This window comes from Pseudomonas sp. UBA6310, from assembly GCF_002438225.1.
GTDB lineage: Bacteria > Pseudomonadota > Gammaproteobacteria > Pseudomonadales > Pseudomonadaceae > Pseudomonas_O > Pseudomonas_O kuykendallii.
This window is the reverse complement of record NZ_DJTK01000030.1, coordinates 29,164-41,487: the sequence shown is the minus strand read 5'-3', so window position 1 is coordinate 41,487 and position 12,324 is coordinate 29,164. Positions and strand designations below refer to the sequence as shown.

Genomic DNA, 12,324 nt, shown 5'->3' with positions numbered 1-12,324 from the left:
GCGTCCCTGCGAATCGCCTCAGCCCTGGGCCGTGCTCCAGTCGATCCAGCCGAACTGCCAGGTCGCCAGAATCACCAGGCCGAAGGCGATCCGGTACCAGCCGAACGCCGCGTAGCTGTGGTTGGCGATGAATTTGAGCAACGCGCGCACGGTGATCATCGCCACGATGAAGGTGGAGACGAAGCCGATGGCGAATACCGGAAGATCGCTGAGGTGGAGGATCTCGCGGTACTTGAAGAGCGAATAGACCGTCGCCGCGACCATCGTCGGCATCGCCAGGAAGAACGAGAACTCCGCGGCGGCCTTGCGCGAGAGACCGAACAGCAGGCCGCCGATGATCGTCGAGCCGGAGCGCGAGGTGCCCGGAATGAGCGCCAGGCACTGGGCGAAACCGACCTTCAGGGCCAGCTTCCAGTCCATGTCGTCGACCGTTTCGGCACGAATCGTATGCTCGCGCTGCTCGGCCCAGATCATCACCACACCGCCGATGATCAGCGCGGTAGCGACGGTAATCGGGTTGAACAGCCAGTGTTCGATAAGGTCGGCGAACAGCAGGCCGAGGATCACCGCCGGAATGAAGGCGATCAGCAGATTCAGCGTGAAACGTTGCGCGCGACGTTGCGTCGGCAGCCCGACCACCACGTCGATGACGCGGCTGCGAAACTCCCACATCACCGCCAGGATCGCGCCCAGCTGGATGATGATCTTGAACGCGGTGGATCGGTCGCCGTTGAACTCCAGCAGGTCGCCAACCACGATCAGGTGGCCCGTGCTGGAGATCGGCAGGAATTCGGTCAGCCCTTCGACAATACCCAGAACCAGTGCCTGAAAGGCGCTCCAAAGATCCATCATTCCCCCAGTTCCCAGGTTTAAAAACGCATACGGCTCGGTGCGCAGGGGGTGCGACATAACCGCCCCACGCTCAGGTTTGCCCGCGCTTTGCCGAAATGCTATCAGAAGCTGGCTAAAGGCTGGCAAACCGGGTTTCGGACAGTTGTGGAACCGCTACAGTTCCCACGCTAGAGCAATAACAACAATATCGAGGGCTTCACCATGCGCAGTCTCCGAAGTTTGCCCATCAGCCGCCGGCTGATGCTGATTCTCGCGGTTGCTGTCGCCATGCTGGTGGCGCTCGGCGTGTTCATGCTGCAACAGATCCACAACGACCTTTACGAGGGGAAAGTCGAGAAGACCCGTCATCTGGTGCAGAGCGCCAGCGCCATCCTGCAGAACTTCCATGACCAGGAGGTTGCAGGCACCCTGACCCGCGAGCAGGCCCAGACGCAGGCCGCCGCGATGATCCGCAGCCTGCGCTACGACAAGACCGAGTACTTCTGGATCAACGACCTCGGGCCGAAGATGATCATGCATCCGGTCAACCAGAAGCTCGAAGGCCAGAACCTCTCGACGATCAAGGACCCGGACGGCAAGGAGCTGTTCAACGAAATGGTCGCCCTCGCGCGCAAGCAGGGCGGCGGCATGGTGGACTACCGCTGGCCGAAGGCGGGCAGCGCCGAACCGGTCCCCAAGGTGTCCTACATCCAGCTGTTCGAGCCCTGGGGCTGGGTGCTCGGCACCGGCATCTACATCGACGACATGCAGGCCCAGTTCTACGGCCAGGCGCTGCACGCGTCGCTGATCGGCCTCGGCATCGCCGTGGTGATGACCCTGCTGGTGATGCTGATCGCACGCAGCATCGTGGTGCCGCTGAACGCCGCGGTCGGCGCCATGGCCAACATCGCCAGCGGCGAGGCGGACCTCACGCGCAGCCTCGATACCCAGGGCAACGACGAGCTGGCGCAGATGTCCAGGCACTTCAACGCCTTTACCCTCAAGCTGCGCCAGGTCATCGGCGAATCGCTCGCCGCCTCGCGCTCGCTGGACGAAGCCGCGCGCTCGCTGGATGGCGTGGCCAACCAGGGCTACCAGACCAGCCAGCAGCAGTCGCAGCAGATGGAGCTGGTCGCCACCGCGATCAACGAAGTCACCTATGGCGTGCAGGACGTGGCGAAAAGCGCCGAGGAAGCGGCCAACGAAGTGCGCAACGCCGAGGAGCAGGCCAACCAGGGCCAGCAGAACATCGACAACAGCCTGCGCCAGATCGACCAGCTGTCCGGCACCATCGGCCAGGCCGTGCAGGTGATCCAGGCGCTGGCCCAGGAAAGCTCGCAGATCGGCAAGGTTCTGGAGGTGATCCGGGCCATCGCCGAGCAAACCAACCTCCTCGCGCTCAACGCCGCCATCGAATCGGCCCGCGCCGGCGAACAGGGTCGCGGCTTCGCCGTGGTGGCCGACGAAGTGCGCCTGCTGGCCCAGCGCACGCAGCAATCGACAGCGGAGATCCAGGGCATGATCGAACGACTGCAAACCAACTCCGGCGCCGCGGTGAAGGTCATCCACGAAAGCAGCGAGGCCTCGCAACTGACCGTAGACCAGGCCAGCCAGGCCAGCGAGAGCCTGCAACTGATCGCCCAGTCGATGCGCAACCTCGCCGGCGCCAACGCCTCCATCGCCAGCGCCACACTGCAGCAATCGCATGTGGTGGAGGACATCAACCGCAACGTCACCGAAGCCGCGAGCCTGGCGCACACCAGCGCACTGTCCGCCGAAGAGACCAGCAGCGCGAGCAAGAACCTCGGTCAGCTCGCCGACCAACTGGGACGCCTGCTTGGCCAGTTCCGCGTCTGACCGGCGTCGACGCCGGTCCGCTGCCGTGAGCGCCAACGCGCTCACGGCGACGCCCTAGATCACACCTTCCTGGTTTTCCGACCAGGGTTGGCCCTTGCGCTTGAGCTCCAGGCGACGGACGAATTCCAGCAGCACCGCGGCATAGAGTTCGTCCTGCAGGTGCACGTCCTCGATGCCGGCGTCGATGTTCGGGTTGTCGTTGACCTCGATGACCACCACCTTGTCGCCCGCCTGCTTCAGGTCCACCCCGTAGAGCCCGTCGCCGATCAGGTTGGCGGTGGTGGTCGCCAGCTCCAGCACCTCGCGCGGCACCTCCTCCACCGGCAGCGTCTGGAAGTCGCCACTGACTTCCTGGGCGTCCGGGCGGTGGTCGTAGATCTGCCAGTGGCCCTTGGACATGAAGTATTTGCAGGCAAAGATCGGCTTGTGATTGAGCATGCCGATGCGCCAGTCGTACTCGGTGTAGAAGAACTCCTGCGCCAGCAGCAGCACCGAGCGCTCGAACAGCTCGGCGGTCACCTTGAGCAGCGCCTGCTGATCCTCGACCTTGATCACCCCACGGGAAAAACTGCCGTCGGGGATCTTCAGCACCAGTGGGAAGCCCAGCCGGTCGCCCAGGTTGTCCAGTTCGTGCGGGCGGTCCTTGTAGAGTATTTCCGTGGCCGGCATGCCCAGCTTGTGGGCGCGCAGCAAGTCCGTGAGGTACACCTTGTTGGTGCAGCGCAGGATGGACGCGGGATCGTCCAGCACCACCAGCCCCTCGCTTTCGGCGCGTTTGGCGAAGCGGTAGGTGTGGTCGCTGACGCTGGTGGTTTCGCGGATGAACAGCGCGTCGTACTCGGCCAGGCGGGAGAAGTCCTTCTTCTCGATCAGGTCCACCTCGATGCCGAGGCGCTTGCCGACGCGGATGAAGTTCTTCAGCGCCTTGCGATTGGACGGCGGGAAGGCTTCGTCCGGGTCCTGCAGGATGGCCAGGTCGAAGCGCACCAGACGGCGTGAACGTGGGCGTCGCCAGATCTTGCGGTTGAAGGCGTCGAGGACGTTGGCGAAGTGGTCCTCCTGGTCGTCGCGCAGCTTGTGCAGGCTACCGGGCTTGATCCCGGTGATGTGCCAACTGTCGTTGCGGCGGAATTCCACCAGCAACAGCGGACAGGGAAACGCCTCGAACAGCTGGCGCGCCAGTTCCTGCAACGGTTCGATCTCGGTACGGCCGAAATACAGCGTGAGGGTGAAGCCGTCGGTGCTGCCGAACGGGTGGTCGGCCAGCGCTCTGTCGAGGGACTTGTCGAGGTATTCCAGCGCCAGGCTGTAAAGCGCTTTGCGCGCCAGCTCGCTGATGGTGCGCACGCTGGGGATCACCCGGTGCCCGCGGGCCTCGGCCAGCAGCGAGCAGTAGTAGCCGTGGCCGAGGTACTTGTAGTTGCGGCACAGGTTGATCACCTGAACCCGTTTGCCGCTGGCATCGTCGTTGGGTTGTTCCAGATACTCCTGGACACTGATGACATCTTCGCTTGGATAGTAGGAGGTCCAATCCTCCTTGCGCTCGACCACAATGACGAGTCTGCTCACGATCGCTCCCGCTCATATGCCGGGAGCAAAAGGCGCCCCCGCCTGTCTGTGCTAGGACATGCGAGACAAACATCGCGTTCGCCCGTACTGGAAACTCCTTATCGATGAAAGCCGCCCTACGCCTCGCCACGGCCGAAGACATCGCCGCCCTGGTGGAACTGGAAAACCGCTGCTTCGATCACGACCGTCTCTCGCGGCGGAATTTCCACTGGATGATCACGCGGGCCAACGCCCGGCTGACGCTCGCCGAGGAAGACGGGGGCCTCCTCGGCTACGCGCTGGTGCTGTTCCACCAGGGCACCTCGCTGGCGCGCCTGTACTCCATCGCCAGCGATCCACAGGCGCGCGGCCGCGGCCTCGGACAACGGCTTCTGGAGGCGGCGGAACAGGCCGCGCTGGAAAACGACTGCGCCTTCCTGCGCCTGGAGGTGCGCCCGGACAACGGCGCCGCCATCGCCCTCTACGAACGCAACGGCTACCTGCCCTTCGCCCGCCTCAGCGACTACTACGAAGACCACACCGAAGCGCTGCGCTACGAGAAGCGCATTCGCCAACTCAGCCAGGGTCGGCGCAAGCGCTCGCCCTACTATCGGCAGACCACCGAATTCACTTGTGGCCCGGCATCGTTGCTGATGGCCATGGCAGCGCTGGATCGCGACTTCCGCATGACGCGCCGCGAGGAACTGCGCCTGTGGCGCGAGGCGACCACCATCTACATGACCGCCGGGCACGGTGGCTGCGGCCCCCATGGCCTCGCGCTGGCCGCCTGGCGACGCGGGTTCCGCGTCAGCCTGATGGTGAGCGTCAGTGGGCCGCTGTTCCTCGACGGCGTGCGCAGCGAGGAGAAACGCGCGGTGATGCGCGTGGTGCATGAAGACTTCTGCGCCGAGCTGGAGCAGAGCGACGTGCAGTCGCTAAAACGCGGGCCGCTGGACATTCCGGCCGCGCTCGCCGCCGGCGGACAACCGCTGGTGCTGATCAGCAGCTATCGGCTGACGCGCTCCAAAGCGCCGCACTGGGTGATCGTCACCGACTGCGACGAGGACTTCATCTACCTGCACGACCCGGACGTGGACCACAGCATCCATCGCCGGCAGATGGACTGCCAGCACGTGCCGGTCAGCCACGCCGAATTCGACAAGATGAGCCGGTTCGGCCGGCGCAAGCTGCGCGCGGCCGTGATCGTCTATCCACGCCAGTGAGCGTTTCAGCTACCGCCGCCACCGCCGCCTGCGCCTGCTCCACCCGAGCCCCCGGAACCGCCGGCGCCTGAACCCGAACCGAAGCCAGAGCCGGAGCCGGAGTTACCGCCGCTTCCGCCCATGGGTGCTCCACCGTTGTTGCTGCCGGTACCACTGGTGCCCGCGCCGCTGGAATTGCTCGGGTTCGCGCCGTTCTGGTTGAGCGTGCCGTCGGTGTTGCCCGGGCTCGTAGTGGTTGGCGTACCCGGCGCGACCGTGGAACGCTCCTGGCCGGTGGTGGGCGTGCCCGGCGCGACGGTCGAACGCTGCTGGCCGGTGGTGGGCGTGCCGGGCTCGGTGGTGGAGCGCTGCTGGCCGGTGGTCGTGGGGGTGCCGTTGCCGCTGTTCACCGAATTGCCGTTAGTCGAGGTGCCGTTGGCGGAGTTGGCCGTGCCCGGCGCCGCCTGATCGGCCGGGGTACGAATCTGGTTGAGGTTGTCGCCCACCTGCTGGCGGTTGTTTTCCATCTGCTCGCCGCTCTGGCGACGCTGGTCTTCCAGGCTCAAACCGGCGCCCGCGTGACTGACGAGGGGAATGACGGTGGCCAGGACAAGTAGCGGGAATCTGATCGTGTGCATCTTCTTCTCCATCGCGTGGGTACCCACGGTGGACAGCACAGGGTCGTGCGGCTCTTCGTACGTTCATCGGATTCACGCCACGGCGGAATTCAGCTGCCGCGGGTCAAGGAGCCGTCGCTGGCGGGGTGCTAGTTTCGCCTCATCCATTCGAACCCATGCCGGGTTCGCATCTCTGCGTTGCAAGTAGGACCCCATGGTTGAACAGGCTCACCCTGCCCCAGGCGCTGGAACTGATGCGGCGCCACTTCAGACCCCTGGGTCTGGAAGTTTCCTTCGAGACGCCGGACAGCCTTCTGGTCCGGGTGCTGGACCCACTGACCGCTGCCCCCTTGCTGACCGTCACTGGAATCCGCTGCAACACCAAGCTCACCCACAAGGAGATCGACCGACTGATCCAGGCGCTGGAAACCGACCTTGAAGTGATTCATCCGAACAACCCGTTCACCCGCAGAACCGAATAGGAAACCCCGCAAAAAATCCCTAGACGCGACATTTGCTTTCCGATTGTCGACATCCCGTGACTTCCAGCTTAACACCGACATCAATGAAATGACCGAGCCTGCTGCAAGTGACCGTACCAGGCCCCTCCATTTAGGCACTTTTAAGAGACCGCCCCCATGAATGCCCCGCTCCGTGTCAACGAAGCACTTTTGATCGCCGGCCGCGCTTTCCAACCATTCGAATGCGTCGCCTGGGCTCCGCTGGAAGGCAGTGGTGAACTGAGCCTGAGCGTCGTCGACAGGACCTGCACCCGGGTCCTCGGTCGCTCGAAGATTTCCCGCACGACCTATTGCGATCCGCAGCAACTGGCGGAAATCCTCCAGCAGGCGCGGCAGGAGCTGAGCCAGGAAGGCTTCAGGCTCTCCCCGTGGAGCATGCCCGAGTAAACCGAAAGGCCCGGCAATCGCCGGGCCTTTTCGTATCCGCGTGCCGACAGCGTGCCGCAGGCCCCGTGACGAACTCCGGGAGCGCTGCTCCGGTCTATCCCTCAGCCACCGCCGGCGGGAGGACCACCATGAGTACCACGCACCTCACCCTCGACCAAGCCCGACGCATCATCGATCAGGCCTTCCTCCCGCTCCACTGCACGACCGTCGCCGACCGCGAGGACGCCAGCTTCTCCCTGAAGGTGAGCGACCAGTCCGGCCGAGCCCTCTACTCCATCGCTCACCTGGCGCGCTCGCAGTACAGCGAGCCGATCCGTTTCGCAGGATTGATCGAACAGGCGCGGCTGGAGCTGAGCAAGGACGGGCATGCGCTGTATCCCTGGTCGATGCCCTTCCAGGTGGACCTCAAACACTGCTGAAGCCAGGTAGAAGCAATGGAAGCGTTCGACCTCAAACGCATGCTGCTGGACGAATTCCCTGTGCTGTTCCTCGGCGAGGTCGCGCTGCGCGCCAGCTTTGCCTACCTCGCGGTGTTCGCCTTCCTGAAGATCTCCGGGCGCCGCGGCGTGCGCCAGCTGTCGCTGTTCGAGGTGGTGGTGATCCTCACCCTGGGCTCGGCGGCGGGCGATGTGTCCTTCTACGACGATGTTCCGCTGCTGCCGATCGTGATGGTCTTCGTCACCCTGCTGGTGCTGTATCGCGCCACCACGTACGCGATGGAGCGCAGCCCGCGCTTCGGCGCCTGGATGGAGGGCAAGCCGATGGTGATCATCCGCGATGGCCAGTACGACCTGCCGACGCTGGAGGCCACCAACATCTCCGACGACGAATTCTTCATGGAGCTGCGCCAGCAAGGCGTCGAGCACCTGGGCCAGGTGCGCCTGGGCATCCTCGAGGTGAACGGCGACGTGAGCCTGTACTTCTTCGACAGCGATGAGACGCGCCACGGGCTGTCAGTGCTTCCGCCCAGCGAGCGGGTGGTCGTCGAGACCGCCCACCAGAACGGCCTCTACGCCTGCTGCCGCTGTGGCTTCGTCCAGTCGCTGGACTACGGACAGGGCGGCCCCTGCCCGCGCTGCGAACGCAAACGCTGGTCCATGGCGACCGACCGCCCGAGGGCGCGCTGACCGGTGGGCTGAACCGCCGCCTTTGCGACCGGGTCACTGTTTCTAGGCAATGCAGATACTCACCAGAGGAACCAGACGATGCTCGGCGACCATTCCGAAATCATTCAGCACCTCAACACCGCCCGCAAACACGCCGACCAGGCGGAAACCCAGGACAATCCCGCGCTCTATCGCGAAGCCATCGACGAAATGGCCATGGCCATCGACCTGCTTCTGCGTAACAGCGCCGAGAAGGAAGGCGAGCCGTATCGCGGTTCCGACGCCTGAGTCGCCGGCAGCACTTAGCCCCTCGCTGCCTCGCAGCGCGTTCGCTTCAAGGAGTACGTATGCGCCTGATACCGCCGCTGGCCGAAGGGCGGCTGCCGGTGCCGCCGGACGAGTCCGCGGACACTGGCACCCCGCTCTGTTCGATGCTTCCGCCCGACCTCAGCTATGTCGACGATACGCAGCCCGGCATCAGCCGGCGCAAGTTGCGCGGCAAGTTCGTCTACTTCGATGTCGACGGCCAGCGTATCCGCGACAAGAGCGAGATCAGCCGGATCAACAAGCTGGCGATTCCGCCGGCCTATACCGATGTCTGGATCTGTCCCAACCCCAGCGGGCACCTGCAGGCCACCGGCCGCGACGCGCGCGGACGCAAGCAGTACCGCTACCATCCGCGCTGGCGCGAGGTTCGCGATGCGGACAAGTACGAGCGCATGCTCGCGTTCGGACGCGCCCTGCCCAAGCTGCGCGCCACCCTGGAAAAGCACCTGGCACAACCGGGCATGGGCCGCGACAAAGTGATGGCCACGGTCGTTTCGCTGCTGGACTCGACGCTGATCCGCGTCGGCAACAGCCGTTACGCCAAGGAGAACAAGTCGTTCGGCCTGACCACGCTGCGCAACCGCCACGTCGACGTCAAAGGCACCGCCATTCGTTTCCATTTCCGCGGCAAGAGCGGCATCGAACACAACGTCAAACTCAGCCATCCGCGCCTGGCGAGGATCGTCAAACGCTGCCTGGAACTGCCCGGCCAGCACCTCTTCCAGTACCTGGACGAGGACGGCGAGCGCCATGTGGTGACCTCCTCCGACATCAACGCCTACCTGCAGACCCACGCTGGCGAAGACTTCACTGCCAAGGACTACCGCACCTGGGCCGGCAGCGCGCTCGCCCTGGAAAGCCTCTGCGAAAGCGCCAGGCTCGCCGGCGAGGTCGACCCCCGCAAGCAGGTGGTGGAAATCGTCAAGGCGGTCGCCAGCCAGCTCGGCAACACCCCGGCCATCTGCCGCAAGTGCTACATCCATCCGGCGGTGATCGATGCCTTCGGTGACGGCACGCTGGCCGAGCTGAAGAAGCCGAGGCCGCGCAAGGGGCTGCGCGTGGAGGAAGTCGCGCTGATGAAGTTTCTGGAGAACCTGCAGAACGCCGCCGAATCGAAGGCCGACTGCGCCTGAGCGGCGCTACAGGTACACCGAAACCTGGTTGCGCCCGCCCTTCTTCGAGCTGTACAGCGCCTGGTCGGCCCACTCGATGAGCATGTGGTGATCGACGCAGAGCGCAGTGGGCTGGGCCACGCCCAGGCTGATGGTGAACGGGATGACGTGGCCGTCATGCTCGACCCGCAACCTCTCCACCGCAGTGCGCAGGCGTTCCGCGAACACCAGGCCGCCGTCCTTGCCGGTATCCGGCAGCAGCACGACGAACTCCTCGCCGCTGTAGCGGCCGGCGATGTCGACATCGCGAATGTGCTCGCGGAGCAACTCCGACAGGCGCTGGATGACCTGGTCGCCCGCCAGGTATCCGAAGCTGTCGTTGATCGCCTTGAAGTGATCGATGTCCATCATCACCAGCGACAGCGGGCTGTCGTAGCGCTGGGTGCGGGCGAACTCGTGCCGCAGGCATTCGTCCCAGTGGTCGCGGTTGAACAGCCCGGTGAGACGGTCGATGCGCGACAGCCCCTCCAGCTTGGCGTTGACCGCCTGCAACTGGCGTCGGTTGATCGCCACGTCGGTGACGTCGTAGATCACCAGGCAGATGTGGCCGATCTCACTGTTCACCGAGCGCAACGGCAGCAGCGTGGTGTTCTGGTACATGAAGTCTTCACGCCCGGTGATCGGCTGGTAGTTCTTGAAGCGCACCAGGTACGGTCGCTGCTCCCACACCGTGAAACCCGGCGTGCCCAGCGTGGCGACGCTTTCCACCTTCATGCGGAACCACTCCTCGTTGACCTCCGGGAACAGCTCGAAGAAGGAGCGGTGATAGGCCTGGCTGGGCTGCAGCCCGGAACGGTTCTCCATGAAGGTGTTCCACACCTCCACGCGGTAGGCACGGTCCAGCACCACCACGCCGACATCGATACCCTGCACGATGGCCGCCAGCCAATGGAATTCTTCCAGATCGATCTCTGCCATGGTCAGTTCATCACGTGAGCGAGTTTGTGCGACAGCAGCTCCACCGAATCCTCGGTGAACAGCAGCAGCAGGTCGAAGTGAATGTCGTGCCCTTCCAGGCTGTAGCTGATCTCCACCGCCAGGGTCTTCTTCCAGCGACGCTGGTTGACCTGGATGAGGTCGTCGAGGCCGGCATGGGCACCGAGAACCTGCGGATGACTCTGGGAAAACACCACGTCGATCTGTTCGGCGATGCCGCTGAGGCAGGCGCCAATCAGCACGCTGGAGAGGTCCAGCAGCATTTCCATCTCCGAGTACTCGCTCGACGACCAGCGCATCAGCCGCGCCATGTCGGCCACTTCGGAGTCATGGAAGATCAGCAGCGCCTCGCCGGCGATGCCTTCGCCGATGTAGCCCTGGCAGACCGCGGTCAGGCGCTCGCCACGCTGCGCATCGGCCAGCGCCATGTGCAGTTCGCCGACTTCGAGGATGTTCACGTTGGGCACCGGCAACTGCACGAACACCTTGAGCACCCGCGCCAGCAACGCCGCCGCACGGCCCATGGCGACGTTGACGGTCTCGCGGAAGGCATCGCGAAAGCCGACCGTGGTTTCGGCAAGGCTCGCCACCGGGACTGGAGGCACGCCCGGCGCGCCCAGCAGGCCGAGGCGTTTTAGCGTATCGGCCAGCTCCTGCGGATCGGCCGGCTTGCGCAGGAAGGCCAGCGCACCGAGCGCCATCACGCGGCGTACCGCTTCCTCCTGAACGTCGCCGGACACCACGATCACGCGGCTGGACAGGCCTTCGGCCCGCATCGCGGCGAGCACTTCATAGCCATCCATTTCCGGCATGGTCAGGTCGAGCAGGACGATCTCGCCCTCGCCGCGGCGAATCGCCTCCAGCCCTTCGCGGCCATTGGTCGCCTGCGTGACGGACACCGCCCAGTCCACTGGCAGGGCGCGCAGCAACTGCTTGCGCGCCATGTTGGAGTCGTCGCAGACGAGCAAGGGAATCAGGGACATAGGCAGCCGTCTCGCAGCTCAAAAATTCAATCACGACAATGGGATGAAACGTCGCGGCTCTTCGCCACACGTTTATCGCCCGAGCGCGGACGGAAGTCGAGCCATGCGCCCAAAAAAAGCCGTGAACGCCCCCTCACGTCGCACGGCGGCGGCCCGGCAGATAGGCAAAAAAAAGCGGCATCAGGGCCGCTTTCTTAACTGCTGGGTCGATCAGTAGTACGCGTTTTCCCGAACGCTATGATCGGTGACGTCACGCACGCCCTTGAGCTGCGGAATGCGTTCGAGCAAGGTTTTCTCGATGCCCTCCTTGAGGGTCACGTCGGCCTGCCCGCAGCCCTGGCAACCGCCACCGAACTGCAGCACGGCAACGCCTTCGTCGACGATATCCACCAGAGTCACCTGGCCGCCGTGGCTCGCCAGACCCGGGTTGATCTCGGTCTGCAGGTAGTAGTTGATGCGCTCGTTGAGCGGGCTGTCCTCGTTGACCATCGGCACTTTCGCGTTCGGCGCCTTGATGGTCAGCTGGCCGCCCATGCGGTCGGTGGCGTAATCCACCACGGCATCTTCCAGGAAGGCTTCGCTCACCGAGTCGATCCAGGCGGTGAAGCTCTTCAACGCCAGTGCGGTGTCTTCGGGTTTTTCTTCGCCCGGCTTGCAATAGGCGATGCAGGTTTCCGCGTATTGCGTGCCGGGCTGGGTGATGAACACGCGGATGCCGATACCCGTGGTGTTCTGCTTGGCCAGGAGGTCGGCCAGATAGTCGTGGGCGGCGTCGGTAATGGTGATAGCGCTCATGTCGATTCCTCGCGATACATGCACGCAGTCTACGCCAAAGCG

General features: G+C 64.4%; 13 protein-coding genes and 2 pseudogenes. 9 read left to right on the top strand and 6 right to left on the bottom strand.

All coding sequences use genetic code 11. From position 1 onward, the window contains the following. Nucleotides 1–18: 18 nt before the first annotated feature. Nucleotides 19–849 (bottom strand): undecaprenyl-diphosphate phosphatase, encoded by an 831-nt coding sequence (locus tag B3E91_RS06690; RefSeq protein ID WP_287028815.1) that lies wholly within the window; start codon nucleotides 847–849, stop codon nucleotides 19–21. A 204-nt stretch (nucleotides 850–1,053) separates the two neighbouring features. Here B3E91_RS06690 and B3E91_RS22225 point away from each other — a divergent pair. Both B3E91_RS22225 and B3E91_RS22220 read left to right on the top strand, forming a co-directional pair. Then, nucleotides 1,054–1,785 (top strand): annotated as a pseudogene (locus tag B3E91_RS22225) (cache domain-containing protein); the annotation flags it as partial. A gap of 144 nt (nucleotides 1,786–1,929) precedes the next feature. Further along, nucleotides 1,930–2,688 (top strand): annotated as a pseudogene (locus tag B3E91_RS22220) (methyl-accepting chemotaxis protein); the annotation flags it as partial. 54 nt (nucleotides 2,689–2,742) lie between these two features. On the opposite strand, the gene B3E91_RS06680 reads toward B3E91_RS22220, so the two are convergent. Further along, on the bottom strand, nucleotides 2,743–4,257 hold the full coding sequence (locus B3E91_RS06680) for a RimK family protein (RefSeq protein WP_287028803.1): 1,515 nt from the start codon (nucleotides 4,255–4,257) through the stop codon (nucleotides 2,743–2,745). 104 nt (nucleotides 4,258–4,361) lie between these two features. Here B3E91_RS06680 and B3E91_RS06675 point away from each other — a divergent pair, with 104 nt between their 5' ends. Further along, nucleotides 4,362–5,459, top strand: coding sequence for a GNAT family N-acetyltransferase/peptidase C39 family protein (locus tag B3E91_RS06675; protein WP_287028802.1), 1,098 nt, complete (start codon nucleotides 4,362–4,364; stop codon nucleotides 5,457–5,459). 5 nt (nucleotides 5,460–5,464) lie between these two features. Here B3E91_RS06675 and B3E91_RS06670 read toward each other — a convergent pair whose 3' ends face one another. Continuing rightward, nucleotides 5,465–6,076, bottom strand: coding sequence for a hypothetical protein (locus B3E91_RS06670; protein WP_287028801.1), 612 nt, complete (start codon nucleotides 6,074–6,076; stop codon nucleotides 5,465–5,467). A gap of 197 nt (nucleotides 6,077–6,273) precedes the next feature. Here B3E91_RS06670 and B3E91_RS06665 point away from each other — a divergent pair, with 197 nt between their 5' ends. The 6 genes from B3E91_RS06665 (at nucleotide 6,274) to B3E91_RS06640 (ending at nucleotide 9,529) form a co-directional block, all read left to right on the top strand. Continuing rightward, entirely contained in the window at nucleotides 6,274–6,537 is a 264-nt protein-coding gene (locus B3E91_RS06665; RefSeq protein WP_287028800.1) for a DUF1652 domain-containing protein, read from the top strand. A gap of 156 nt (nucleotides 6,538–6,693) precedes the next feature. Next, nucleotides 6,694–6,963 (top strand): hypothetical protein, encoded by a 270-nt coding sequence (locus tag B3E91_RS06660; RefSeq protein WP_090230506.1) that lies wholly within the window; start codon nucleotides 6,694–6,696, stop codon nucleotides 6,961–6,963. A gap of 128 nt (nucleotides 6,964–7,091) precedes the next feature. Then, complete coding sequence (locus B3E91_RS06655; protein WP_287028799.1) at nucleotides 7,092–7,382, top strand: DUF1652 domain-containing protein; 291 nt, start codon at nucleotides 7,092–7,094, stop codon at nucleotides 7,380–7,382. A 15-nt stretch (nucleotides 7,383–7,397) separates the two neighbouring features. Next, complete coding sequence (locus B3E91_RS06650; RefSeq protein WP_287028798.1) at nucleotides 7,398–8,090, top strand: DUF421 domain-containing protein; 693 nt, start codon at nucleotides 7,398–7,400, stop codon at nucleotides 8,088–8,090. A 78-nt stretch (nucleotides 8,091–8,168) separates the two neighbouring features. Further along, a complete protein-coding gene (locus tag B3E91_RS06645; RefSeq protein WP_287028797.1) occupies nucleotides 8,169–8,357 on the top strand; it encodes a hypothetical protein in 189 nt (62 codons plus the stop codon). Between the two features lie 59 nt (nucleotides 8,358–8,416). Further along, nucleotides 8,417–9,529, top strand: coding sequence for a DNA topoisomerase IB (locus B3E91_RS06640; RefSeq protein WP_287028796.1), 1,113 nt, complete (start codon nucleotides 8,417–8,419; stop codon nucleotides 9,527–9,529). A 6-nt stretch (nucleotides 9,530–9,535) separates the two neighbouring features. Here B3E91_RS06640 and B3E91_RS06635 read toward each other — a convergent pair whose 3' ends face one another. The 3 genes from B3E91_RS06635 to nfuA form a co-directional block, all read right to left on the bottom strand. Beyond that, nucleotides 9,536–10,486, bottom strand: coding sequence for a sensor domain-containing diguanylate cyclase (locus B3E91_RS06635; RefSeq protein WP_287028795.1), 951 nt, complete (start codon nucleotides 10,484–10,486; stop codon nucleotides 9,536–9,538). 2 nt (nucleotides 10,487–10,488) lie between these two features. Next, nucleotides 10,489–11,487, bottom strand: coding sequence for a response regulator (locus B3E91_RS06630; RefSeq protein ID WP_090230493.1), 999 nt, complete (start codon nucleotides 11,485–11,487; stop codon nucleotides 10,489–10,491). Between the two features lie 210 nt (nucleotides 11,488–11,697). Continuing rightward, nucleotides 11,698–12,282, bottom strand: coding sequence for a Fe-S biogenesis protein NfuA (gene nfuA, locus B3E91_RS06625; protein ID WP_090230489.1), 585 nt, complete (start codon nucleotides 12,280–12,282; stop codon nucleotides 11,698–11,700). Nucleotides 12,283–12,324: the final 42 nt, after the last annotated feature.

What these genes read in the sequence shown, in the direction of transcription:
- B3E91_RS06640 (WP_287028796.1), top strand. Translation starts at nt 8,417, where the DNA reads ATGCGCCTGATACCGCCGCTGGCCGAAGGGCGGCTGCCGGTGCCGCCG.
- B3E91_RS06655 (WP_287028799.1), top strand. Translation starts at nt 7,092, where the DNA reads ATGAGTACCACGCACCTCACCCTCGACCAAGCCCGACGCATCATCGAT.
- B3E91_RS06660 (WP_090230506.1), top strand. Translation starts at nt 6,694, where the DNA reads ATGAATGCCCCGCTCCGTGTCAACGAAGCACTTTTGATCGCCGGCCGC.
- B3E91_RS06635 (WP_287028795.1), bottom strand. Translation starts at nt 10,486, where the DNA reads ATGGCAGAGATCGATCTGGAAGAATTCCATTGGCTGGCGGCCATCGTG.
- nfuA (WP_090230489.1), bottom strand. Translation starts at nt 12,282, where the DNA reads ATGAGCGCTATCACCATTACCGACGCCGCCCACGACTATCTGGCCGAC.
- B3E91_RS06670 (WP_287028801.1), bottom strand. Translation starts at nt 6,076, where the DNA reads ATGCACACGATCAGATTCCCGCTACTTGTCCTGGCCACCGTCATTCCC.
- B3E91_RS06645 (WP_287028797.1), top strand. Translation starts at nt 8,169, where the DNA reads ATGCTCGGCGACCATTCCGAAATCATTCAGCACCTCAACACCGCCCGC.
- B3E91_RS06650 (WP_287028798.1), top strand. Translation starts at nt 7,398, where the DNA reads ATGGAAGCGTTCGACCTCAAACGCATGCTGCTGGACGAATTCCCTGTG.
- B3E91_RS06630 (WP_090230493.1), bottom strand. Translation starts at nt 11,487, where the DNA reads ATGTCCCTGATTCCCTTGCTCGTCTGCGACGACTCCAACATGGCGCGC.
- B3E91_RS06690 (WP_287028815.1), bottom strand. Translation starts at nt 849, where the DNA reads ATGGATCTTTGGAGCGCCTTTCAGGCACTGGTTCTGGGTATTGTCGAA.
- B3E91_RS06675 (WP_287028802.1), top strand. Translation starts at nt 4,362, where the DNA reads ATGAAAGCCGCCCTACGCCTCGCCACGGCCGAAGACATCGCCGCCCTG.